Here is a 25155-nt window from a genome sequence, read left to right on the forward strand (position 1 = left end):
TCTTACGCCAGACGCGGGTTAACTTTATCTGCATCGATGTTGAATTTGGCGATTGCGTCAGCAACCACTTTCTTATCGATTTCGCCACGTTTAGCCAGTTCGCCCAGCGCCGCTACAACCACGTAGGAAGCATCAACTTCGAAGTGGTGACGCAGGTTCTCACGGCTGTCGGAACGACCGAAGCCATCAGTACCCAGTACGCGGTAGTCGTCAGCCGGTACGTAAGTACGGACCTGCTCAGCGAACAGTTTCATATAGTCGGTAGATGCCACTGCCGGAGCGTCGTTCATCACCTGAGCGATGTATGGAACGCGCGGAGTTTCCAGCGGATGCAGCATGTTCCAGCGTTCACAATCCTGACCATCACGCGCCAGTTCGGTGAAGGAAGTCACGCTATAAACGTCAGAACCTACGCCGTACTCTTTCGCCAGGATCTCTGCCGCTTCACGGACGTGACGCAGGATAGAACCGGAGCCCAGCAACTGAACTTTACCTTTGCTACCTTCAATGGTTTCGAGTTTGTAGATACCTTTACGGATACCTTCCTCAGCACCTTCCGGCATTGCCGGCATGTGGTAGTTTTCGTTCAGCGTAGTGATGTAGTAGTAAACGTTCTCTTGTTTTTCACCGTACATACGCTCCAGACCGTCATGCATGATGACAGCAACTTCGTAAGCGTAAGCCGGGTCGTAAGAGATACAGTTCGGGATAGTCAGCGACTGAATATGGCTGTGACCATCTTCGTGCTGCAGACCTTCACCGTTCAGGGTGGTACGACCGGAAGTACCGCCGATCAGGAAGCCACGCGCTTGCTGGTCGCCAGCCGCCCAGCACAGATCGCCGATACGCTGGAAGCCGAACATCGAGTAATAGATGTAGAACGGAATCATCGGCAGATTGTTGGTGCTGTAAGAGGTCGCCGCTGCCAGCCAGGAACAACCTGCGCCCAGCTCGTTGATCCCTTCCTGCAGAATCTGACCTTTCTCGTCTTCTTTATAGTAAGCAACCTGCTCGCGGTCCTGCGGGGTGTACTGCTGACCGTTCGGGCTGTAAATACCAATCTGACGGAACAGACCTTCCATACCGAAAGTACGCGCTTCGTCGGCGATGATCGGTACCAGACGATCTTTGATCGACTTGTTCTTCAGCATCACGTTCAGGGCACGAACGAAAGCGATAGTGGTAGAGATCTCTTTGCTCTGCTCTTCCAGCAGCGCGCCGAAGTCTTGCAGGCTCGGCAGCTCAAGCTTCTCGGTGAAGTTCGGCTGACGGCTTGGCAGATAACCGTGCAGTTTCTGACGCTGAGCGTGCAGATAGGTATGCTCTTCAGAACCTTCCGGGAAGGTGATGTACGGCAGTTTTTCGATATCTGCATCAGACACCGGCACATTGAAACGGTCGCGGATGTGACGCACGCCGTCCATATTCATTTTCTTAACCTGGTGCGCGATGTTTTTACCTTCAGCCGCGTCGCCCATGCCGTAACCTTTAATGGTATGAGCAAGGATTACTGTCGCTTTGCCTTTGGTTTCCTGCGCTTTCTTGAATGCAGCGTAGATTTTCTTCGGATCGTGACCACCACGGTTCAGTGCCCAGATCTGCTCATCAGTCCAGTCAGCAACCAGTGCTGCGGTTTCAGGATATTTACCGAAGAAGTGTTCACGAACGTACGCACCATCTTTCGATTTGAAGGTCTGGTAGTCGCCGTCAACGGTTTCGTTCATCAGCTGGATCAGTTTACCGCTGGTATCTTTACGCAGCAGTTCATCCCAACGGCTACCCCACATCACTTTGATCACGTTCCAGCCAGCACCTTCGAAGATGCCTTCCAGTTCGTTGATGATCTTGCCGTTACCGGTGACCGGGCCGTCAAGACGCTGCAGGTTACAGTTGATAACGAAGACCAGGTTATCCAGTTTTTCACGGGTAGCGATGGTGATCGCACCTTTGGATTCCGGTTCGTCCATTTCACCGTCGCCGAGGAACGCGTAAACGGTCTGTTTAGAGGTATCTTTCAGGCCACGGTGTTCCAGATATTTCAGGAATTTAGCCTGGTAAATAGCACCAATCGGACCCAGACCCATAGATACGGTCGGGAACTGCCAGAATTCCGGCATCAGTTTCGGGTGCGGATAGGAAGAGAGGCCATTGCCGTGAACTTCCTGACGGAAGTTATCCAGCTGCTCCTGAGTCAGACGACCTTCCAGGAAAGCACGTGCGTAAACGCCCGGGGAGATGTGGCCCTGGAAGTAAACCAGGTCGCCGCCATCCTGCTCGTTGCGTGCACGGAAGAAGTGGTTAAAGCACACATCATAAATGGTTGCGGAAGACTGGAAGGACGCCATGTGGCCGCCCAGTTCGAGGTCTTTTTTCGACGCACGCAGAACCGTCATGATGGCGTTCCAGCGGATAGCTGAACGAATACGGCGTTCCAGTTCCAGATTACCCGGATACTCCGGTTGTTCTTCAACGGGGATGGTGTTGATGTAGTTGCTGATACCGGTGCCTGCGGCTACGTTGACACCGCCTTTGCGGGCTTCAGCAAGCAGTTGGTCGATCAGATACTGAGCACGCTCAACACCTTCTTCACGGATGACCGATTCGATCGCCTGGAGCCAGTCGCGAGTTTCGATCGGATCCACGTCATTTGGGAAACGTTCTGACATGGGTTATTCCTTATCTATCTAATAACGTTGAGTTTTCTGGAACCTGTCCCATTGAACTCTCGCCGGAAAGCTCAATAAGACAGGTTCTACGTTTAGTTGCCGCGCTTTTATATGCGCTTGATTTACAACATCTTCTGGATAATTTTTACCAGAAAAATCACTAATTCTTTCGTTGCTCCAGACGGCGCAGAGAACGCTCACGGCGACTCTCTTCACGGCTTCTGTCGAGCAAAATTTCTTCGATAAAGGCCAGATGGCGATGCGATGCTTCGCGCGCTTCTTCCGGCTTACCGGCCATAATCGCTTCGAATATGCGGGTGCGGTGACTACTCACCAGCGGCAGCATCTCGCGACGCGAATAGAGCAATTCGAAGTTCTGACGGACATTCTGGGCCAACATCGGCTCCATACACCTTAGCAGATGAAGCAAAACCACATTGTGGGCCGCTTCGGTGACGGCAATCTGATACTGGAGTACGGCGTTTGATTCCGCGTCCAGATCGCCAGACTGCTGCGCCAGTTCTATGGCGTGGTGGAGTTCACGGATGCGTTCCTTGTCTTCATCGGTACTACGCAGCGCGGCGTAATAAGCGGCGATACCTTCCAGGGCGTGTCGTGTTTCGAGCAAGTCATACTGTGATTCAGGATGGTCGGAGAGCAGCTCCACCAGCGGATCGCTGAAGCTTTGCCAGAGGCTGCTCTGAACAAACGTGCCGCCACCCTGGCGACGAAGCAACAAGCCCTTCGCTTCGAGACGTTGAATCGCCTCACGCAATGAGGGACGGGATACATCGAACTGTTTTGCCAGTTCGCGTTCCGGTGGGAGTTTTTCGCCCGGGCGGAGAGTGCCTTCGAGGATCAAAAACTCCAGTTGCTGCTCAATCACATCGGAGAGTTTTGGTTGGCGGATTTTGCTGTAGGCCATGAGTTCCTGTCTTAAGCCACTTGCCGAAGTCAATTGGTCTTACCAATTTCATGTCTGTGACGCTAAAGTAACAAAGTATTCACCTTATGTCCATACAGGTTTTGATTGAAATCATGAAACTGTGCACATTTTAACAACTTGACATATATAACGTTTCAAAGTTGTAACTATGCACAAATGTAGACTTTACGTAAGAAAGGGATTTTTTAACGATTATTAAACTATAAAAATCCGAGTTGAACCGATTCACTTACCAATTTATCGGTTTTTAATTCAAAAATAATGAATTTATATTCATTTTATATATTGAGCGGATTTGAGGCTGATCTTTACAAACGGTTCCTTTTTAAGCAACTCATCTTCAACCATGCATAAAGCGGGTGCATTCGCTGCCGCATACCATTATTCTTGATCTGACGGAAGTCTTTTTGTAACAATTCAAATGTCTTTGATGTAAACAAATTAATACAACAAACGGAATTGCAAACTTACACACGCATCATTGCGTAGATCAAAAAAACAATCACCGCACGAGGTTTCATGATGGAAGGTCAACAGCACGGCGAGCAGCTAAAGCGCGGCCTTAAAAACCGCCATATTCAGCTTATCGCGCTGGGTGGCGCGATAGGGACAGGGCTATTCCTGGGTAGCGCCTCCGTAATTCAGTCCGCAGGGCCAGGGATTATCCTGGGTTATGCCATTGCTGGTTTTATCGCCTTTCTGATCATGCGTCAGCTAGGTGAAATGGTGGTCGAAGAACCTGTCGCAGGCTCCTTCAGCCACTTTGCTTATAAATACTGGGGCAGCTTTGCCGGATTCGCTTCTGGCTGGAACTATTGGGTACTGTACGTTTTAGTTGCCATGGCAGAACTTACGGCTGTCGGCAAATACATTCAGTTCTGGTATCCGGAAATCCCCACCTGGGCTTCTGCCGCCGTATTCTTTGTGGTGATAAACGCCATCAACCTGACTAACGTTAAAGTGTTTGGTGAGATGGAGTTCTGGTTTGCCATTATCAAAGTTATCGCGGTGGTAGCGATGATCATCTTCGGCGGCTGGCTGCTGTTCAGCGGCAACGGCGGCCCGCAGGCAAGTGTTAGTAACCTGTGGGATCAGGGTGGCTTCCTGCCGCACGGCTTCACCGGGCTGGTGATGATGATGGCGATTATCATGTTCTCGTTCGGTGGTCTGGAACTGGTGGGGATCACCGCTGCAGAAGCTGATAACCCGGAGCAAAGCATCCCGAAAGCAACTAATCAGGTTATCTACCGCATCCTGATTTTCTACATTGGTTCGTTAGCCGTTCTGCTCTCACTGATGCCGTGGACACGGGTTACCGCTGACACCAGCCCGTTTGTGCTGATCTTCCACGAGTTAGGCGATACCTTTGTGGCAAATGCGCTGAACATCGTGGTACTGACGGCTGCGCTCTCCGTGTACAACAGCTGCGTATATTGCAACAGCCGTATGCTGTTCGGTCTGGCACAACAGGGTAACGCACCGAAAATGCTCGCTTCCGTCGATAAACGCGGCGTACCAGTAAATACCATTCTGGTATCTGCGCTGGTTACGGCATTGTGCGTACTGATTAACTACCTTGCCCCAGAGTCCGCTTTCGGACTGTTAATGGCGCTGGTGGTTTCTGCACTGGTTATTAACTGGGCGATGATTAGCCTGGCACATATGAAGTTCCGTCGCGCTAAGCAAGAACAAGGTGTGGCAACTCGTTTCCCTGCCCTGCTCTATCCGCTGGGTAACTGGATCTGCCTGCTGTTTATGGCGGCGGTACTGGTGATAATGCTGATGACGCCGGGGATGGCGATTTCGGTTTACCTGATCCCGGTATGGCTGGTTGTGTTAGGTATCGGTTATCTGTTCAAAGAGAAAACCGCAAAAGCTGTAAAAGCACATTAATCTCTCTACGCCCTCACCCGTTCTGGGTGAGGGCAGCAATATTTACACCAATGTCCCGTAAATCGTCAGTAGCGCAATCACCACCACAACCACGAACGAGGTTTTCTTCGCCATTGAAACCGCTGCTTTCGGTGTCTCAACCTTATCGACATGCGGTTCACGCGCCAGTGAGAACTGTGCCAGACGCGTTAACACCTGGTATTGCGATGTATGGAAATCGGTCAGTGAAGCAAACCAGGCTGGTAACGCTTTCTCACCGTGACCAATCAAGGCATAAACTACGCCCGCAAGGCGAACTGGCACCCAATCCAGTACATGAAGCACGGCATCAACCCCCGACTGTAAACGATGATGCGGCGTCTGGTAGCGCGCCAGCCAGTATTGCCATGCACGCAAGAATGCATAGCCCATCAGGGTAACGGGTCCCCAGATACCGCCTACAATTAGCCAGAACAGTGGCGCAAGGTAAAAACGAAAGTTAATCCACAGCAGGGCATTTTGCAGTTCACGCAAAAACTCACGCTCATCGCAGCCTGCGGGGACGCCATGAATCATGGTTAACTCGCCAGCCATCGTGGAACGGGCATGGCTGTCGTTACGAGAAGCTGCGGTCAGATAAGCATGATAATGGAGACGAACTTTTCCTGCGCCAATACACAACAAACCAATCAACAGCCACACCACCAGCGTCGGGACGTTGAACAATAGCCCATGCAACGCGCGCAACAGTAAAAAGGTCGCTCCCATCGCGATAATGGTCATTCCTAATGTGCGCCCCAGCGAGAAATGTTTCACCCGACGGAAAAACGCCTCGAGGCGGTGATCAAGCTGCCAGTGCTCGCCCAACTTAAACAGGCGCTCGAAAATTAACACCAGTAAGGTTGTAAACAGCGTCATGTTGTCTCCTTGCTGACCAGGGCGCGAAACCGTGCCCAATCAAAGGCAGGGCCAGGATCGGTTTTCCGATCCGGCGCAATATCACAATGGCCCGTCATATTACTGGCAATGGCTGGATAGCGATGAATCAATGCCCGCGTGACCGCCGCCAGTTGCTGATACTGCGCATCGGTATACGCCAGCGTATCAGTGCCTTCCAGCTCAATCCCAATGGAGAAATCATTACAGCGTTCGCGCCCCTGATACATGGAAACACCCGCATGCCAGGCGCGTTTATCGAAAGGAACATACTGGACAATTTCACCATCACGGCGAATCAAACAGTGAGCGGAGACGCGCAAATGGGCAATCTCTGCAAAGAAGGGATGTGCCTGCGGATCAATAGTTCCGGTGAATAATGCATCAATCCACGGACCGCCAAACTCGCCTGGCGGCAGGCTAATATTGTGCACCACCAGCAAGGTGGGAGTTTCGTCATCCGGGCGACAATCGTAATGTGGTGAGGGAACGCGGCGCGCGCCGACCAGCCACCCCTGTTCTAACAACATGCAGGATCTCCTTATATGTGGTGCTAATACCCGGTTCAGAGTAGCATGTTTCTACCTTATGATTCGTTAGCTATCTGGAGTTTTAACATGCCGCCTCGCCGCTATAACCCTGACACCCGACGTGACGAGCTGCTGGAACGCATTAATCTCGATATCCCCGGCGCGGTGGCCCAGGCGCTGCGAGAAGATTTAGGCGGAACAGTCGATGCCAACAACGACATTACGGCAAAACTTTTACCGGAAAATTCACGCTCTCATGCCACGGTGATCACCCGCGAAGAGGGCGTATTTTGTGGTAAACGCTGGGTTGAAGAAGTGTTTATTCAACTGGCAGGCGACGATGTCACCATTACCTGGCATGTGGATGACGGTGATGTCATTAACGCCAATCAACTCCTTTTCGAACTCGAAGGCCCATCTCGCGTGCTGTTAACCGGCGAACGTACTGCGCTTAATTTTGTACAAACTCTTTCTGGCGTAGCCAGTAAGGTTCGCCACTATGTTGAGTTGCTGGAAGGCACCGATACGCAGTTGCTGGATACGCGAAAAACCTTACCCGGCCTGCGTTCTGCCCTGAAATACGCGGTACTTTGCGGCGGCGGGGCTAACCATCGTCTGGGGCTTTCTGACGCCTTCCTGATCAAAGAAAACCATATTATTGCCTCCGGCTCAGTGCGCCAGGCGGTCGAAAAAGCGTCCTGGCTGCACCCGGATGCGCCAGTAGAAGTTGAAGTCGAGAATCTGGAAGAACTTGATGAAGCACTGAAAGCAGGTGCCGATATCATCATGCTGGATAACTTCGACACAGAACAGATGCGCAAAGCCGTTAAACGCACCAACGGCAAGGCGCTGCTGGAAGTGTCTGGCAACGTCACCGACAAAACGCTGCGCGAGTTTGCTGAAACGGGCGTGGACTTTATCTCCGTCGGTGCGCTAACTAAACACGTACAGGCGCTCGATCTCTCAATGCGTTTTCGCTAATTGCTGACAGATTTATCCGCTCCGTAGCGGGCGGATATTCTTCCCTTCCCTCCTTTCTTCGTAACGCCTCGCAAATTTTCTGTCTTTTGCTGCAACGTAATAAAAAACCTCTGAAGCCGCCTTCCCGTTTCGTTTTTTGCCCCTCGCCTGTGCTGATGGCGTTTGCCAAAGTAGCGCCAACCAAATCAAGGAGCGAAACAGATGGACAAGCAACGCGGTTTTACACTTATCGAACTGATGGTGGTTATTGGCATCATTGCCATTTTAAGCGCCATTGGTATTCCCGCTTATCAAAACTACCTGCGCAAAGCCGCACTTACCGACATGCTACAAACCTTTGTGCCTTACCGTACCGCCGTAGAATTGTGCGCGCTGGAACATGGCGGACTGGACACCTGCGACGGCGGCAGCAATGGCATCCCCTCGCCTACCACCACCCGCTATGTTTCAGCCATGAGTGTGGCAAAGGGCGTGGTGTCGCTGACCGGGCAAGAGAGTCTCAATGGGCTAAGCATCGTTATGACACCCGGTTGGGATAACGCTAACGGTGTCACCGGCTGGACGCGCAACTGCAATATTCAAAGTGACAGCGCATTGCAGCAAGCCTGCGAAGATGTCTTCCGCTTTGATGACGCCAACTAAGGAGCGGCGATGAATATTTCACAGCTCACCGCCCTGTGTTTGCGTTACCAGGGGGTCGTACTGGATGCCAGCGAAGAAGTGGTCCATGTTGCGGTGGTCGATGCCCCCTCACATGAGTTGCTGGACGCATTGCATTTCGCTACCACCAAACGTATTGAGATCACCTGCTGGACGCGCCAACAGATGGAAGGTCATGCCAGTCGCAAACAACAGACATTGCCCGTCGCCGTTCAGGAGAAACATCAGCCTAAAGCAGAATTGCTGGCTCATACGTTGCAATCTGCACTGGAACAACGCGCATCAGATATTCATATCGAACCAGCGGACAATAGCTATCACATCCGCTTGCGTATCGACGGCGTTCTGCATCCTTTACCTGATGTTTCACTGGATGCCGGAGTCGCTTTAACCGCCAGGTTAAAAGTGCTGGGAAGCCTGGATATTGCGGAACATCGCCTGCCGCAGGACGGGCAATTCGCTGTCGAACTGGCAGGGAACGCCGTCTCATTTCGTATTGCTACCTTGCCATGTCGCGGCGGTGAAAAGGTGGTATTACGGATGTTACAGCAGGTGGACCAGGCGCTGGACGTTAACACGCTGGGAATGCAACCATCACAACTGACGGACTTTACCCACGCCTTGCAGCAACCACAGGGACTGGTGCTGGTAACTGGCCCTACCGGCAGCGGCAAAACAGTCACGCTGTATAGCGCACTGCAAACGCTGAATACTGCCGATATTAATATTTGCAGCGTGGAAGATCCGGTTGAAATCCCCATCGCTGGGCTAAACCAGACACAAATCCATCCACGTGCTGGACTCACCTTTCAGGGCGTTTTGCGTGCGTTATTGCGCCAGGATCCTGACGTCATCATGATCGGAGAGATCCGCGATGGCGAAACGGCAGAAATTGCCATTAAAGCCGCACAAACGGGTCATCTGGTATTGTCCACGCTACACACCAACTCCACCTGCGAAACGCTGGTGCGTTTACAGCAAATGGGCGTTGCTCGCTGGATGCTCTCGTCGGCCCTCACTCTGGTAATAGCCCAGCGCCTGGTACGTAAACTTTGTCCGCATTGCCGCCAGCGGCAAGGGGAACCGATCCGCCTTCCGGACAATGTATGGTCATCTCCGCTGTCCCGCTGGCAGGCACCGGGTTGTGAACATTGCTACCACGGTTTTTATGGTCGTACCGCCTTGTTTGAAGTCCTGCCCATTACACCAGCCATACGCCAGCTTATTTCCTCTAATACTGAAGTTGAATCGCTGGAAACACACGCCAGGCGGACAGGTATGCGCACACTTTTTGAAAACGGCTGCCTGGCCGTGGAACAGGGCTTAACCACCTTTGAAGAGTTAATCCGCGTGCTGGGGATGCCGCATGGCGAATAAGCAACTCTGGCGATGGCATGGCATAACCGGCGACGGGAATGCGCAAGATGGGATGCAATGGTCAGAGAGCCGTGCTTTGCTACTTTTGGCTCTACAGCAGCAAAGGGTTACCCCACTGCACCTGAAGCGAATCAATATCAGTTCTGCACAGTGGCGCGGAGATAAAAGCGCGGAAGTCATTCATCAACTGGCGACGCTACTTAAAGCCGGGTTAACGCTTTCTGAAGGGCTGGCACTGCTGGCTGAACAGCATCCAAGTAAGCAATGGCAGGCATTGTTGCAATCGCTGGCGCACGATCTCGAACAGGGCGTGGCCTTTTCTAGTGCCTTATCGCCCTGGTCAGAGGTTTTTCCGCCGCTTTACCAGTCGATGATCCGCACGGGGGAAGTGACCGGTAAGCTGGATGAATGCTGCTTTGAACTGGCGCGTCAGCAAAAAGCCCAGCGCCAGTTGGCCGACAAAGTGAAATCAGCGTTACGTTATCCCATCATCATTTTAGCGATGGCAATCATGGTGGTTGTGGCAATGCTGCATTTTGTGCTGCCGGAGTTTGCCGCTATCTATAAGACCTTCAACACCCCACTACCGGCGCTAACGCAGGGGATCATGACGCTGGCAGACTTTAGTGGCAAATGGGGCTGGCTGCTGATAGTGCTCGGCTTTCTGCTAGCGATAACCAACAAACTGCTGATGCGTCGCCCTACCTGGCTTATTGCGCGGCAGAAATGGTTATTACGCATCCCGATAATAGGAGCCCTGATGCGGGGACAAAAACTCACGCAGATCTTTACGATTCTGGCGCTGACACAAAGTGCAGGGATTACTTTTTTGCAGGGAGTGGAGAGCGTCAGGGAGACGATGCGCTGCCCGTACTGGGCGCAACTTCTGACACAAATTCAGCATGATATCAGTAACGGTCATCCCATCTGGCTGGCGCTAAAAAATGCGGGGGAGTTTAGCCCGCTCTGTTTGCAGTTAGTGAGGACAGGAGAGACATCCGGGTCGCTGGATCTCATGCTGGAGAATCTTGCCCATCATCATCGGGATAACACGCTGGCGCTGGCAGATAACCTTGCCGCCTTACTGGAACCGGCGTTGCTGGTCATTACTGGAGGAATTATCGGTACGTTGGTGGTGGCAATGTATCTGCCAATTTTCCATCTGGGCGATGCGATGAGTGGGGTGGGATAATGCTGGCGTGTTGCTCCACGCCAGCATTGGGAGATTACAGATTATTGAAGATGCGGTTTTCTTGTTCCAGTACGCGGATAAACGTGGTGCGTTTGGTCAGCTCTTTCAGGCGTGAAGCCCCAACGTAGGTGCAGGCTGAACGCAGACCGCCTAAAATATCACGCGCGGTATTTTCAACCGGACCGCGCAGAGGAAGCTTAACGGTTTTACCTTCTGCAGCGCGATATTCCGCAACGCCGCCAACGTGACGTTTCATCGCAGACTCGGAGCTCATACCGTAGAACAGCATAAATTTCTCGCCGTTCTCTTCAACAATACGGCCGCCGCTCTCTTCGTGACCAGCCAGCATTCCGCCAAGCATTACGAAATCGGCACCGCCACCAAAAGCTTTAGCCACGTCGCCCGGTGTGGTACAGCCGCCATCGCTGACGATCATCCCGCCCAGACCGTGCGCGGCATCGGCGCATTCGATCACCGCAGAAAGCTGCGGATAACCAACGCCCGTTTTCACGCGAGTTGTACAAACAGAGCCAGGACCAATGCCAACTTTAACGATATCGGCACCGGAGAGGATAAGCTCCTCACACATTTCGCCAGTTACCACATTGCCTGCACAAATAGTTTTGGTCGGCCACGCTTCACGCGCCTTCGCAACAAACTGCACGAAGTGCTCAGAATATCCATTCGCAACATCAATACAAACGAAGTTTAATGCCGGGTTCAGGTCGAGAATTTGTTTGGTTTTTTCGAAATCGGCATCCGACGTACCGGTAGAAACCATCACATGTTTCAGCACATCAGCAGAAGAATTGTTGATAAACGCTTGCCACTCTTCAACAGTGTAATGTTTATGTACAGCGGTCAAAATATCGAAAGAAGCCAGTGCCGTAGCCATACTAAAAGTGCCTACGGTGTCCATATTTGCGGCGATAATCGGCACGCCGGACCAGCTTTGACCTGAATGTTTGAAGGTGAATTGACGTTCCAGTTCAACATCGGAACGGCTTTTAAGAGTAGAGCGTTTAGGGCGGATGAGGACGTCTTTAAAACCTAACTTCAGATCTTCTTCGATACGCATGTGCAGATTCCTGGGGTTAATGGCTATAAGGGTAAGAGCGCAACTCCAGTGACGCTATCATACGCACTAATCGATATGGCGCAAGACTGCGAAATTGTCTTTTTTTACGCTACAATCCCATAAATTTACCTGGTAAATAGTGGGCGAACGTTTCATCAATTTCGCTTTCGCGCGCTCTTTATTAACATTTTGATAATCATGATGAATTCCCAGGAATATAGATTATGAGGTATACAGTTGCCTTAACAGGCGGCATTGGCAGTGGCAAGAGTACCGTTGCAAATGCATTTGCTGACCTCGGAATTAATGTCATTGATGCTGATATTATTGCGCGTCAGGTGGTTGAACCAGGTACACCTGCACTGCGTGCCATTGCTGAACACTTTGGCGCGGATATGATTGCTGCTGATGGAACATTGCAACGTCGCGCCTTGCGCGAGCGGATCTTTGCCTATCCGGAAGAGAAAAACTGGCTTAATGCCCTGCTGCATCCTCTGATTCAGCAGGAGACGCAACGCCAGATCCAGCAAGCAACTTCACCTTATGTGTTATGGGTTGTGCCATTGCTGGTAGAAAACTCACTGTATAAAAAAGCGAATCGAGTGCTGGTGGTGGATGTCAGCCCAGAAACGCAGCTTAGGCGCACCATGCAGCGCGATGATGTTACTCGCGAGCATGTCGAACAAATTCTTGCTGCCCAGGCAACGCGCGAAGCCCGTCTTGCGGTGGCAGATGACGTCATTGATAATAACGGCACACCGGATGCTATTGCATCAGATGTTGCCCGCCTGCACGCACACTATTTGCAGCTCGCGTCGCAGTTTGTCTCACAGGAAAAAACTTAATGCAGACCCAGGTACTTTTTGAACATCCACTAAATGAAAAAATGCGTACATGGCTGCGCATTGAGTTTTTAATTCAACAACTCACCGTAAATTTGCCTATTGCTGACTACGCTGGTGCTCTGCATTTCTTCCGTAATGTTAGTGAATTGCTGGATGTGTTCGAGCGTGGAGAAGTTCGTACCGAACTACTGAAAGAGCTGGAACGTCAACAGCGTAAACTCCAGACCTGGATTGGTGTGCCTGGCGTGGACCAGACCCGTATTGAAGCATTAATTCAGCAGTTGAAGGCCACAGGTAGCGTGCTGATTTCCGCGCCGCGTATCGGGCAATTTCTGCGTGAAGACAGGATGATTGCCCTGGTGCGCCAGCGCCTGAGTATTCCCGGTGGTTGTTGCAGCTTTGATTTACCTACGTTGCATATCTGGTTGCATTTACCCCAGTCGCAGCGCGACAGTCAGGTAGAAACCTGGATTGCCAGCCTGAGCCCGCTGACACAGGCACTTACAATGGTGTTGGATTTGATTCGTCAGTCGGCACCGTTCCGCAAACTGACCAGTCTGAACGGTTTTTATCAGGATAACGGCGAAGACGCCGATTTGTTACGCCTGAATCTGGCACTCGATTCACAGCTTTATCCGCAAATATCCGGTCATAAGAGCCGTTTTGCCATTCGCTTTATGCCGCTGGACAGTGAAAATGGACAAGTACCGGAACGTCTGGATTTCGAATTGGCTTGTTGCTAAGGAGTAAAAATGTCAGAAACTATTACGGTGAATTGCCCCACCTGCGGGAAAACGGTGGTGTGGGGTGAAGTCAGCCCATTTCGGCCATTTTGTTCCAAACGCTGCCAGTTGATCGACCTCGGAGAATGGGCTGCTGAAGAAAAACGAATCCCCAGCAGTGGCGATCTTTCTGAGAGCGATGACTGGAGCGAAGAGCCAAAGCCGTGACATTTGTCTGATGCCGCACGTAGTCCTGATAAGACACGGTCAGCGTCGCATCAGACATCTTGTGCAAATGTCGGATGCGGTGTAAACGCCTTATCCGACCTACAAAACCTGATTTATCAACGAGTTAATAAACCTCGTAGGCCTGATAAGACGCGCCAGCGTCGCATCAGGCATCTCGTATAAATGTCGGATGCGGCGTAAACGCCTTATCCCACCTACGAAACCTGATTTATCAACGAGTTAACAAACCACGTAGGCCTGATAAGACGCGCCAGCGTCGCATCAGGCATCTTGTGCAAATGTCGGATGCGGCGTAAACGCCTTATCCGACCTACAAAATCTAATTTATCAACGAGTTAATAAACCTCGCAGGCCTGATAAGACGCGCCAGCGTCGCATCAGGCATCGTGTGTAAATGTCGGATGCGGTATAAACGCCTTATCCGACCTCCAGACACTTAAGCTTCGCAATTACCGGTTCATTGGCTGGCGGAAAATCTTCTGCATTGAGGCTGGCCAGCGCCATCCACTCACCGGGCTGTCCCTCTTTCCCCCACGGTTCCCCTTCCCAGCTTTCGACCAACCAGAACCACAGTGTGATATGCCTGTCAGAGAACTGATATTCCAGCTTTTCAAACAGCGAAAAACATTGCGGGGTAACCCCGACTTCTTCCTGAAGCTCCCGTACCATCGCTTGTTCTGCCGTTTCTCCCGTTTCTATTTTACCGCCCGGAAACTCCAGCTTATTTGCCATGTGCGCATCTGCGGCGCGACGGGTTATAAAGATTTCGTTGTTTTCGTTGCGAATAATACCTACCGCGATTTGCAGTTTTTTCATTGTCTTAAGCCTATAAAAAAGGCGCAGAATCCTGCGCCTTTTATTTCAACACTTAGCTTTTATTGCAGGCGACCATGGCACTGCTTGTATTTTTTACCAGAACCGCATGGGCAAGGATCGTTACGTCCAACTTTACGATCGCCGGTTTGCGCTGCCAGCGCAGCCGCAGCTGCAGAGTCGTCATCCTGATGGCTAAGCTGCTGCATTTGCGCTAAACGCTCAGCTTCCATACGACGCTGCTGCTCCAGTTCTTCAACTTCTTCCGGCATGCGTACTTGTACTTTGCTTAACGTGCTGATGACTTCATATTTCAACGATTCCAGCATCGCCGCAAACATGGAGAACGATTCACGTTTGTATTCCTGCTTCGGATCTTTCTGTGCATAGCCACGCAGGTGGATACCCTGACGCAGATAGTCCATCGCCGCCAGGTGCTCTTTCCACAGGGAGTCCAGCGTTTGCAGCATCACCCCTTTCTCGAAGTGACGCATCATCTCAGCGCCAACCACTTCTTCTTTACGGTGATACACTTCGATGGACTGCTCCAGAATACGCTCACGCAGCGTCTCTTCATGCAATTCTGGCTCTTTGTCCAGCCACTCGGCAATCGGCAAATCAAGGTCGAAGTCGTTTTTCAGACGTTCTTGCAAACCTGGAATGTCCCACATTTCTTCCAGTGACTGTGGTGGAATGTAGGCATCGATGGTTGCTTTGAACACATCTTCACGAATGCTGTTGATGGTTTCGCTCACATCGCTGACATCCAGCAGTTCGTTACGCTGGGAGTAAATGGCACGACGCTGATCGTTAGCTACGTCATCGTATTCCAGCAACTGTTTACGAATGTCGAAGTTACGGCTTTCAACTTTACGCTGAGCATTGGCAATTGCTTTAGTTACCCACGGATGCTCAATGGCTTCGCCGGGTTTCATACCCAGTTTACGCATCATGCCTGATACGCGGTCAGAGGCAAAAATACGCATCAGCGCATCTTCCATCGACAGGTAGAAACGGGAAGAACCGGCATCACCCTGACGACCAGAACGGCCACGCAGCTGGTTATCGATACGACGAGATTCGTGACGCTCAGTGCCGATGATATGCAGGCCACCTGCTTCCAGTACCGCGTCGTGACGCACTTGCCAGTCGGCTTTAATTTTTTCAATTTGCTCTGCGGTCGGGTTTTCCAGCGCGGCAACTTCTGCCTGCCAGCTACCACCAAGCACGATGTCAGTACCACGACCCGCCATGTTGGTCGCGATGGTCACCGCAGCCGGATAGCCCGCCTGAGCAACGATTGCCGCTTCGTTGGCGTGGAATTTAGCGTTCAGAACGTTGTGTTTGATACCGGCTTTGGTCAGCTCGTTTGATACCAGTTCCGATTTCTCGATTGAAATAGTACCCACCAGCACTGGCTGGCCTTTCGCAGTACGTTCTTTGATATCTTCAATGATCGCCTGAATTTTTTCCGCTTCGGTCATGTAGACCAGATCCGGCAGATCTTTACGAATCATCGGGCGGTTGGTCGGAACGACTACAGTATCCAGCTTGTAGATGGAACTGAATTCGAAGGCTTCGGTATCAGCCGTACCGGTCATCCCCGCCAGTTTTTCATACAGACGGAAGTAGTTCTGGAAGGTGATCGAAGCCAGTGTCTGGTTTTCGTTCTGGATCTGTACACCTTCTTTCGCTTCCACAGCCTGGTGCAGACCATCAGACCAGCGACGGCCCTGCATGGTACGACCGGTATGTTCGTCAACGATGATAACTTCACCATCTTTAACGATGTAATCGACATCGCGAGTAAACAGCGCGTGAGCACGCAGCGCCGCCGTTACGTGGTGCATCAGCATAATATTGGCCGGAGAGTACAGCGACTCACCTTCATCCATAATGCCTTCTTTCACCAGCAGCTCTTCAATAAGCACCAGACCACGTTCGGTCAGGTTCACCTGGCGAGATTTTTCATCCACCGAGAAGTGGCCTTCGCCCTGGAAGGTTTCGGAGTCTTCTTTTTCCTGACGGATCAGGTACGGAATGATTTTGTTTACGCGCTTATACATTTCCGAACTGTCTTCCGCCGGGCCGGAAATGATCAGCGGTGTACGCGCTTCATCGATCAGGATGGAGTCCACTTCGTCCACCAGCGCATAGTGCAGTTTACGCTGTACACGTTCTTCAGGGCTGAACGCCATGTTGTCGCGCAGGTAGTCAAAGCCGTATTCGTTGTTAGTACCGTAAGTAATGTCAGCCGCGTAAGCTTCACGCTTTGCCGGTGCTGGCATGCCCGGCAGGTTGATGCCGACGGTCAAGCCGAGGAATTCAAACAGCGGACGGTTGTTTTCTGCGTCACGTTGCGCCAGGTAATCGTTGACGGTAACAACGTGCACGCCTTTACCGGTTAATGCGTTCAGGTAAGCAGGCAGCGTTGCGGTCAGGGTTTTACCTTCACCTGTACGCATTTCCGCGATGCAACGTTCATTAAGTACCATACCGCCGAGCAGCTGTACGTCGAAGTGGCGCATGCCAAAAACACGCTTACTGGCTTCACGCACGACAGCGAAGGCTTCCGGAATCAAGTTTTCCAGCACTTCGCCTTTTTCCAGACGCGCGCGGAACTCTGCCGTTTTTCCTTTCAGTTCTTCGTCGGAGAGTTTTTCAATCTCCGGTTCCATGGCATTGATAATGTTGACGACTTTGCGCATCCGGCGCAGGGTACGATCGTTACGACTACCGAAAACTTTAGTTAATAATTTGATTAGCATAATAAAATCTCAAACACCCCGCATTGCGGAGTAAATAAAATGAAGTAAAGGTTTTTCGTTGTTAGCTGAGGCGTTGAGGGCCAGCACGGATGCCCTGCGCCTGGCTTATCCAGACGGGCGTGCTGAAGTTTGCTTGAGGGGTAAAATGCTCATAATCAATGCGATAACCATTTTCAGACCGCGTGCCTTCCTGGGTCAGCAGCGCGCTGAGCGTATCCAGTAAAGCAAGATGTTGCGCCTGAAGCGGTAAAGATTCCTCGGCAACGGGCAGCGTTTGCGGCGCCATTGCAAAGGAGAGATGGCGGATTACCGTGCGAATAGCATGTTGATGCCAGTAATCAACGGAATAGTTAGAGTTCGGGCGGCGCGTGTTTGCTTCCAGCAAGGCCAACTGACTAAAGTTAACTTTGGCTGAAGGCTCGTGATTGCGCGTTGTCGCTTTTGCGGGCGCGTTTGGCTCGGCGGCGTTGCTGAGCGCAGGCAAACCTAAACTCGCCGCGACCATCCCTAATAAGAGATGCGGCCAGAAGTAGCGTCTACCTAACTGTCGCCAGCGCGTCAGTATTCCACTCACGTTATTGCCATCCCGATCGTATTCAACGTTTTTAGCGCACAAATCTTATCATTAAAGCCAGAAGTCCACAGCAGTATTCAAGATAAGTAACACGTAAAAGTGCTTAAGAAAACAGCGTTCGCACCGATTTCTTACGACGCTGTAAAAAACTCAAAAAAAAACGACTGGGTCACCTGGCCGGAGAGAGTGCCAGATTTGCCAGTCGAATTTTATACGACAGTATAGATGTCGTTATGCCAGTACGGCTGAAGGCGCTTTGAAGGCCAACGGCAGTTCTGCGTCGTCCTGGAAGGTCACATATTCCCAGGCTTCCTGTTTCGCCAGGACAGCCTGCAACAGTTTGTTATTCAGTGCATGACCGGATTTATAAGCGGTAAATGCGCCGATAATGTTGTGACCACACATGAACAAATCACCGATCGCGTCGAGCATTTTGTGACGCACAAACTCGTCTTCAAAACGCAGGCCGTCTTCGTTCAGTACGCGATAATCGTCAACAACGATGGCACAATCGAAGCTGCCGCCCAGGCACAGGCCACGGGACTGCAGATATTCGATATCACGCATGAAACCAAACGTACGCGCACGGCTGATCTGGCGCATAAACGCATCAGCAGAGAAGTTCATCGCATAGCGTTGATTGCTGGAATCGATTGCCGGATGGTTGAAATCGATGGTGAAGTCCAGCGAAAAACCATTGTACGGCTTAAATTCAGCCCACTTATCGCCATCTTCGACGCGAACAGTCTCTTTGATGCGAACAAATTTCTTGGCGCAGTTCAGCTCGTCGATACCAGCATCAAGCAGCAGGTAAACAAACGGAGCGGCACTGCCGTCCATGATTGGGATTTCCGGCGCGTTAACTTCGATAACAATGTTATCGATGCCTAAGCCCGCGAGCGCTGCGTTCAGGTGCTCAACAGTTGAAATCCGTACATCATGCTCGTTGACCAGACACGTACAGAGCATGGTATCACGCACAGATTTGGCATCGGCCGGGAAATCTACCGGTGGATTCAAGTCGGTGCGACGATAGATGACCCCGGTGTTGGCCGGCGCAGGGCGTAAGGTCAGGGTGACTTTCTTGCCGGTATGTAAACCGACACCCGTCGCCTGAACGATACGTTTAAGTGTCCTTTGTTTGATCATCGTATTATCTCGCCAAATTATCTATCCAACCGAAGTGTACTATACATTCGGCAGGCCAGTTTAGCACAAAGAGCCTCGCAACCCAAATTCCAGCTAATTCTTAGTCAGCTTGCTTACGCAGGAATGCCGGGATATCCAGATAATCCGGCTCTTTCACGGTTTGTGGCGTATTGTCGTTCACCACTTTGGCCACGGGCTTCTGCTCTTGCGTCAGCGGCGCCATACCATGCTGCTGGTAGCGATCCATCACTGGCTGTTGAACTTGCTTATTGGTCACGAGGGTGATTTCAGGACGTTTGTCCATACCGATACCGGTAGCAACCACGGTTACACGCAGTTCATCGTTCATATCCGGGTCAAGAGAAGTACCGATAACCACGGTCGCGTTGTCCGAAGCAAATGCACGGATGGTGTTACCTACGGTTTCGAACTCATCCAGACGCAGGTCGAAGCCCGCAGTGATGTTAACCAGCACGCCGCGCGCGCCAGACAGGTCGATATCTTCCAGCAGCGGAGAAGAAATTGCCATTTCGGCCGCTTCTTCCGCACGGTCTTCACCGCTCGCCACGCCAGAACCCATCATTGCGTAGCCCATTTCAGACATCACGGTACGTACGTCTGCAAAGTCCACGTTCATCAGACCCGGACGAGTAATCAGTTCGGCGATACCCTGAACCGCGCCTTTCAGCACATCGTTAGCTGCGCCAAACGCGTCCAGCAGGGAGATACCGCGGCCCAGAACTTTCAGCAGTTTGTCGTTCGGGATTGTGATCAGTGAGTCCACATGTTTGGATAATTCAGTGATCCCCTGCTCCGCAAATGCCATACGCTTCTTGCCTTCAAAGTTGAAAGGCTTGGTCACGACAGCAACGGTCAGAATACCTAAATCTTTAGCCACTTCAGCAACAACCGGCGCTGCACCTGTACCGGTACCACCGCCCATGCCCGCTGCAATAAAGACCATGTCTGCACCTTCCAGCGCCGCACGCAGTGCATCACGATCCTCATCAGCCGCATTACGGCCAACTTCTGGATTAGCGCCAGCTCCCAGTCCTTTGGTGATACCACTACCGATCTGAATCGTCTGCCCAACCGCCGTTTTACGCAGCGCCTGTGCATCGGTATTTACCGCGAAAAATTCAACACCTTCAATGCGCTCACGCACCATGTGTTCAACAGCATTACCGCCGCCGCCGCCGACGCCGATGACTTTAATCACCGCGTCGTTGGTAAGTTCCATTGGTTCAAACATAGTTTCTCTCCGATATGTGCCTGTCGCCTGAGGCCGTAATCACCGCCGGCCTCATAAAAATTAAAATTCTTTTCGCAGCCAACTATTGAGTCGCTTGATCCACGAGCCAACAGATGCTGTAACACGTTTTTCAACTTCCGCTTCACCGTTAAGATGTGACTCTTTCCCGTAATGAAGCAATCCCACTGCCGTTGAATAATACGGCTCCTGAGCGTAATCCGTTAAACCGGTGATATTCAGCGGCGCGCCGATACGCACCTGCGTATGAAACACGCGTTGAGCGCAGGCGGCAAGACCTTCGATCTGCGCCGCGCCACCGGTTAATACAATACCCGCAGCCAGGTGATGCTTTACGCCTTGTTGGCGAAGCTTTTCCTGCAGCTGCAATATCTCTTCGTTGACCAGGTTGAGCAGCTCGGTATAGCGCGGCTCAATCACCTCCGCCAGCGTCTGACGTTGCAGACTACGCGGCGGACGACCACCTACACTCGGCACTTCCACGCTCTCGTCTTTACCGACGATGGAACCCAGCGCGCAGCCATGACGAACTTTAATCGCTTCGGCGTCGCTTGGCGGTGTGCCAAAGGCATAAGCGATATCACTGGTCACGACATTGCCAGCATAAGGAATTACCTTGGTGTGACGCAATGCCCCGCCAGTATAAACGGCGATATCCATTGTACCACCACCGATATCGACGACGCAGACGCCCAGTTCACGTTCGTCTTCCGTCAATACCGAATAACTTGATGCCAGTCCGGCAAATATCAGTTGGTCAACTTTCAGGCCACAACGTTCAACGGCTTTCACAATGTTTTTTGCCATATCGTTGTGACATGTGATCAGGTGCACTTTTGCCTGCATACGCACGCCAGAAAGTCCTACCGGATTTTTGATCCCTTCCTGATAGTCAATCGCATACTCTTGCGGGATCACATGCAGCACACGATGTTCATCACGCACGCGCACCGATTTCGCGGTATGGACGACATTTTCTACATCTTCTTGTGTCACTTCTTCTTCAGAAATAGGCACCATACCAATTTCATTCTGGCAGCTGATGTGCTTACCAGAAAGCGCCAGATATACCGAAGAGATCTGACAATCTGCCATCAATTCTGCCTGGTCAATGGCGCGCTGTACGCACTTGACCACGGATTCGAGGTCGTTCACCCCGCCTTTATCCATACCACGTGACGGGCAGCTGCCCACACCAATGATATTGACCATACCGTCGGGCAGAACTTCCCCTACTAAAGCGGCAACCTTCGCGGTACCAATCTCCAGTCCTACTACCAGTTTTCTGTCCGTCGCCTTGATCATTGTTGTTCTGCCTGTGCCTGATTTTGTTGCTGAGTAGATTCCTCTGGCGGCAAGGGCGCCCAGCCGACTGCCGCACCAGAGTCATAACGCAAATCAACGTAGCTAATCCGTTTGCCATCGGTTTGCGCCTGCTGCTGTAAAACCGGATAAAGTTCTACAAAGCGAGCCAAACGTTTCATCGTATCGCCCCGGCCAAGATTGAGCTTAATATCGTTATTCAGCGTCAACTGCCAGGAACGCCGCGCGGTCATCGCCGCTTCCTTCAGAGTAAATCTGTCCTTTGCCAGCATCTGCCCCATTTCGCGATAACCCTGCAACACTTCATTTGCGCTGCCTTCCGGACCATACAACATTGGGAGCACCTGCTTGCTGGTGCGATCTGGCGGAACGCTGAAGGTGTTTCCTTCGGCGTCAACCATATGCTGATCATTCCAACGCGCAATCGGCACATATTCAACCAGATGAATCTTCAATTCATCAGGCCACTGCTTTCTGACGCTCACCTGCTTAATCCACGGCAGGCGTTGTTCAATTTGCGTCTGGATGATGTTTACATCCTGGGTCATAAAGGTACCTGGCTCACCCAATGCCAGGATCGACTGCCGGATATCGTCATTACGCGTGTAATGGCGTTCACCGGTCAACACCAGCTTTGAGAGCGGCAGGCGTTGCGCATCTTCCATCCAGCCCAACACGACCCAGCCGCTCACCAACACTGTCGTTAAAACGGTCAGCAGGAAAAGGATCCCCGCCAGACGCGTTCCATTATTGCGGTGAGAAGAAATCTCTTCTTCACTGTTTCGCGTGTTCAGAGCAGCCTGCGACATATTAGTCCGCCAGTTCCAGAATTCGTACTACCAACTGCGAGAAGCTCATACCCGCCTGACGTGCCGCCATTGGCACCAGACTGTGACTGGTCATACCCGGTGAGGTATTAGCTTCCAGCAGATAAAACTGTCCATCACTGTCCAGCATGACGTCTATACGCCCCCATCCTTTGCATCCTAAAGTCGTCCATGCTTTCAGCACTAATGCCTGCAAATTTGCCTCTTGAGCCACTTCTAAACCTGCCGGGCAGAAATACTGTGTCTCATCAGAGAGATACTTCGCCTCATAATCATAGAAGGTTCCAGCGGGTTGAATACGTATTGACGGTAAAATTTCTTCACCGAGTATCGCAACCGTGAACTCCGGCCCACTTAGCCATTTTTCAATCAATACTTCTTCATCGTGCTGAAATGCCAATCTTAATGCATCTTGCAGAGCATTTTCTGCTACTACTTTTGACATTCCCACACTGGAACCTTCGCGGCTCGGCTTGACGATAAGCGGCAAACCTAAGGCAGAAATTTCTGCTAACTGCTTATCACTAATGCCTTTTTCAAACTCTGCGCGGGTTAATGCTACCCACGGCGCTACCGGTAAACCAGCGCCCTGCCAAAGCAGTTTGCTGCGTAGTTTATCCATTGAAAGCGCAGATGCCATCACTCCACTGCCGGTATAAGGCAAGCCCATCAGCTCGAGCATACCCTGCAGCGTGCCATCTTCACCACCGCGACCGTGCAGAGCGATAAACACTTTCTGAAAGCCCATCGACTTCAGTTGCGTTACGTCGATTTCTTTCGGGTCGACAGGATACGCGTCAATACCGCCTTCACGCAGCCCAGCTAACACTGCCGCGCCAGAATTCAGAGAAACTTCCCGCTCTGCGGAGGTCCCGCCCAACAGGACCGCGATTTTATCAGTCATGTTGTTCTTCCTCCGTAGTTTGCGGCTTCAGTTTGATTTCAGCTAAAGATCGGGCAATTTTTCCGATATTTCCTGCCCCCTGAACGAGGATCAGGTCGTTACCAGTTAATACTGGAGCTAACATCTCGGCCACCTGCGCCGGGTCCGGCACCAGAATCGGATCAATTTTCCCACGGCCACGGATTGTACGACACAACGAACGACTGTCCGCTCCCGGAATAGGCGCTTCGCCTGCCGGATACACTTCCAGCATCAGCAGGGTATCCACCTGAGTCAGCACATTGGCAAAATCGTCATACAGGTCGCGCGTACGGGTGAAACGGTGCGGCTGAAACAGCATCACCAGGTTTTTATCCGGCCAACCTGCACGCGCCGCTTTAATAGTCGCGTCCACTTCGGTCGGGTGGTGACCATAGTCATCAACCAGCATTGCCGTACCGCTTTTACCATTCACGGGTTCCAATGGAAATTCACCAAGGAAATCAAAGCGGCGTCCGGTCCCCTGGAAACTCTCCAGCGCACGCAAAATAGCCTCGTCTTCAATCCCCTCTTCCGTGGCGACCGCAACGGCAGCGGCAGCATTCAGGGCATTGTGACGACCTGGCGCATTCAGTGTAACGCGCATTGGCTCTTTGTCCTGACGCAGCAGCGTAAAGTGTCCCTGCGGGCCAATCTGCTGATAATCTTCCACACGCACGTCAGCATCTTCGCTGAAGCCATAAGTGGTGGTTTGACGGCCTACACGCGGTAACAATTCGCGAATTACCGGATCGTCAACACACATCACCGCACGACCGTAAAACGGCAGGTTGTGCAGAAAATTAATAAAGGTCTGTTTTAAATTCTCAAAGTCGCCCTGGTAGGTATCCATATGGTCGGCTTCGATATTAGTGACAATCGCTACCATCGGTTGCAGATGCAGGAACGACGCATCGCTTTCATCCGCTTCAGCAATCAGGTAACGACCGTGACCTAAACGTGCATGAACACCCGCCGCTTTTACCAGCCCACCGTTCACGAAGGTCGGGTCGAGGCCCGCTTCTGCGTAGATGCTGGAAACCATCGCGGTGGTCGTGGTTTTGCCATGCGTCCCGGCAATGGCGATGCCATGACGAAAACGCATTAACTCAGCCAGCATTTCAGCACGACGAATAACCGGAATACGAGCCTCATGAGCGGCAACAATTTCCGGGTTATCGGCGGAAATCGCGCTGGAAACTACGACCACACTGGCATCACGCACGTTTTCCGGGCGATGGTTGAAGTAAATCGTCGCTCCCAGATTCGTTAACTGTTGCGTGACTGGGTTTGGCGCTAAATCGGAACCACTGATCTGATACCCTTCATTGGCCAGAACTTCGGCAATACCGCCCATACCGGCACCACCGATGCCGACAAAGTGTATGTGCCGAACGCGACGCATTTCAGGCACGATGTAACGCAGTTTTGCCAATTGTTGTGTATTCATTCTTT

General features: G+C 51.7%; 22 protein-coding genes. 8 read left to right on the forward strand and 14 right to left on the reverse strand.

Going from position 1 to position 25155, the window contains the following annotated elements; all coding sequences use genetic code 11:
* Nucleotides 1–2 precede the first annotated feature (2 nt).
* Both aceE and pdhR read right to left on the reverse strand, forming a co-directional pair.
* On the reverse strand, nt 3–2666 hold the full coding sequence (gene aceE, locus FEK47_RS12540) for a pyruvate dehydrogenase (acetyl-transferring), homodimeric type (RefSeq protein WP_000003822.1): 2664 nt from the start codon (nt 2664–2666) through the stop codon (nt 3–5).
* A 160-nt stretch (nt 2667–2826) separates the two neighbouring features.
* Entirely contained in the window at nt 2827–3591 is a 765-nt protein-coding gene (gene pdhR / locus FEK47_RS12545; protein WP_000331776.1) for a pyruvate dehydrogenase complex transcriptional repressor PdhR, read from the reverse strand.
* Nucleotides 3592–4131: 540 nt separating this feature from the next.
* On the opposite strand from pdhR, the gene aroP reads away from it, so the two are divergent.
* On the forward strand, nt 4132–5505 hold the full coding sequence (aroP, locus tag FEK47_RS12550) for an aromatic amino acid transporter AroP (RefSeq protein WP_165383443.1): 1374 nt from the start codon (nt 4132–4134) through the stop codon (nt 5503–5505).
* A 42-nt stretch (nt 5506–5547) separates the two neighbouring features.
* On the opposite strand, the gene ampE is transcribed toward aroP, so the two are convergent.
* Together ampE and ampD are read right to left on the reverse strand one after the other, a co-directional pair.
* Nucleotides 5548–6402, reverse strand: coding sequence for a beta-lactamase regulator AmpE (gene ampE / locus FEK47_RS12555; RefSeq protein ID WP_130217388.1), 855 nt, complete (start codon nt 6400–6402; stop codon nt 5548–5550).
* Nucleotides 6399–6950 (reverse strand): 1,6-anhydro-N-acetylmuramyl-L-alanine amidase AmpD, encoded by a 552-nt coding sequence (ampD, locus tag FEK47_RS12560; protein ID WP_130217390.1) that lies wholly within the window; start codon nt 6948–6950, stop codon nt 6399–6401. The genes ampE and ampD overlap by 4 nt, the downstream gene beginning before the upstream one ends.
* Before the next feature lie 87 nt (nt 6951–7037).
* Here ampD and nadC point away from each other — a divergent pair, with 87 nt between their 5' ends.
* From nadC to hofC, 4 genes are all read left to right on the forward strand, one after another.
* The gene (gene nadC / locus FEK47_RS12565; protein ID WP_130204942.1) at nt 7038–7931 is read left to right on the forward strand and encodes a carboxylating nicotinate-nucleotide diphosphorylase; all 894 of its coding nucleotides are present in this window, start codon (nt 7038–7040) and stop codon (nt 7929–7931) included.
* 201 nt (nt 7932–8132) lie between these two features.
* Entirely contained in the window at nt 8133–8573 is a 441-nt protein-coding gene (ppdD, locus tag FEK47_RS12570) for a prepilin peptidase-dependent pilin (RefSeq protein ID WP_130204940.1), read from the forward strand.
* 9 nt (nt 8574–8582) lie between these two features.
* Nucleotides 8583–9968 (forward strand): type II secretion system protein GspE, encoded by a 1386-nt coding sequence (gene gspE, locus FEK47_RS12575; RefSeq protein WP_135486666.1) that lies wholly within the window; start codon nt 8583–8585, stop codon nt 9966–9968.
* Nucleotides 9958–11160: a protein transport protein HofC gene (gene hofC / locus FEK47_RS12580; RefSeq protein WP_135486667.1), complete on the forward strand. Its 1203-nt coding sequence runs from the start codon at nt 9958–9960 to the stop codon at nt 11158–11160. Before gspE ends, hofC begins: the two co-directional genes overlap by 11 nt.
* A gap of 34 nt (nt 11161–11194) precedes the next feature.
* Here hofC and guaC read toward each other — a convergent pair whose 3' ends face one another.
* Entirely contained in the window at nt 11195–12238 is a 1044-nt protein-coding gene (guaC, locus tag FEK47_RS12585) for a GMP reductase (RefSeq protein WP_135486668.1), read from the reverse strand.
* A 224-nt stretch (nt 12239–12462) separates the two neighbouring features.
* Between guaC and coaE the strand changes: the two genes are divergently transcribed.
* From coaE to yacG, 3 genes are read left to right on the forward strand one after another with little or no spacing between them, the layout of a single operon-like run.
* Nucleotides 12463–13083 carry a dephospho-CoA kinase gene (gene coaE / locus FEK47_RS12590; RefSeq protein WP_135486669.1) on the forward strand — a complete coding sequence of 207 codons (621 nt, stop codon included), beginning with the start codon at nt 12463–12465 and terminating at the stop codon, nt 13081–13083.
* Nucleotides 13083–13826: a cell division protein ZapD gene (zapD, locus tag FEK47_RS12595; RefSeq protein ID WP_135486670.1), complete on the forward strand. Its 744-nt coding sequence runs from the start codon at nt 13083–13085 to the stop codon at nt 13824–13826. Before coaE ends, zapD begins: the two co-directional genes overlap by 1 nt.
* A gap of 9 nt (nt 13827–13835) precedes the next feature.
* The gene (gene yacG / locus FEK47_RS12600) at nt 13836–14033 is read left to right on the forward strand and encodes a DNA gyrase inhibitor YacG (RefSeq protein ID WP_130257847.1); all 198 of its coding nucleotides are present in this window, start codon (nt 13836–13838) and stop codon (nt 14031–14033) included.
* 438 nt (nt 14034–14471) lie between these two features.
* Here yacG and mutT read toward each other — a convergent pair whose 3' ends face one another.
* From mutT to murC, 9 genes are all read right to left on the reverse strand, one after another.
* A complete protein-coding gene (mutT, locus tag FEK47_RS12605; protein ID WP_135404080.1) occupies nt 14472–14870 on the reverse strand; it encodes an 8-oxo-dGTP diphosphatase MutT in 399 nt (132 codons plus the stop codon).
* 59 nt (nt 14871–14929) lie between these two features.
* A complete protein-coding gene (secA, locus tag FEK47_RS12610; RefSeq protein ID WP_130204928.1) occupies nt 14930–17635 on the reverse strand; it encodes a preprotein translocase subunit SecA in 2706 nt (901 codons plus the stop codon).
* A gap of 61 nt (nt 17636–17696) precedes the next feature.
* A complete protein-coding gene (gene secM / locus FEK47_RS12615) occupies nt 17697–18209 on the reverse strand; it encodes a secA translation cis-regulator SecM (RefSeq protein WP_135486671.1) in 513 nt (170 codons plus the stop codon).
* Between the two features lie 231 nt (nt 18210–18440).
* Nucleotides 18441–19358 carry a UDP-3-O-acyl-N-acetylglucosamine deacetylase gene (lpxC, locus tag FEK47_RS12620; RefSeq protein ID WP_000595482.1) on the reverse strand — a complete coding sequence of 306 codons (918 nt, stop codon included), beginning with the start codon at nt 19356–19358 and terminating at the stop codon, nt 18441–18443.
* A gap of 100 nt (nt 19359–19458) precedes the next feature.
* The gene (gene ftsZ, locus FEK47_RS12625) at nt 19459–20610 is read right to left on the reverse strand and encodes a cell division protein FtsZ (RefSeq protein ID WP_064525175.1); all 1152 of its coding nucleotides are present in this window, start codon (nt 20608–20610) and stop codon (nt 19459–19461) included.
* Nucleotides 20611–20670: 60 nt separating this feature from the next.
* Nucleotides 20671–21933 (reverse strand): cell division protein FtsA, encoded by a 1263-nt coding sequence (gene ftsA / locus FEK47_RS12630; RefSeq protein ID WP_000588474.1) that lies wholly within the window; start codon nt 21931–21933, stop codon nt 20671–20673.
* Nucleotides 21930–22760: a cell division protein FtsQ gene (gene ftsQ / locus FEK47_RS12635; protein ID WP_000075731.1), complete on the reverse strand. Its 831-nt coding sequence runs from the start codon at nt 22758–22760 to the stop codon at nt 21930–21932. The genes ftsA and ftsQ overlap by 4 nt, the downstream gene beginning before the upstream one ends.
* Before the next feature lies 1 nt (nt 22761).
* The gene (gene ddlB, locus FEK47_RS12640; RefSeq protein WP_130204924.1) at nt 22762–23682 is read right to left on the reverse strand and encodes a D-alanine--D-alanine ligase; all 921 of its coding nucleotides are present in this window, start codon (nt 23680–23682) and stop codon (nt 22762–22764) included.
* Nucleotides 23675–25150, reverse strand: a complete 1476-nt coding sequence (murC, locus tag FEK47_RS12645) for a UDP-N-acetylmuramate--L-alanine ligase (RefSeq protein ID WP_130217412.1) — start codon at nt 25148–25150, stop codon at nt 23675–23677. The genes ddlB and murC overlap by 8 nt, the downstream gene beginning before the upstream one ends.
* Between the last annotated feature and the right edge of the window lie 5 nt (nt 25151–25155).

The sequence above is a fragment of the Escherichia sp. E3659 genome, assembly GCF_005781135.1.
Lineage (GTDB): Bacteria > Pseudomonadota > Gammaproteobacteria > Enterobacterales > Enterobacteriaceae > Escherichia.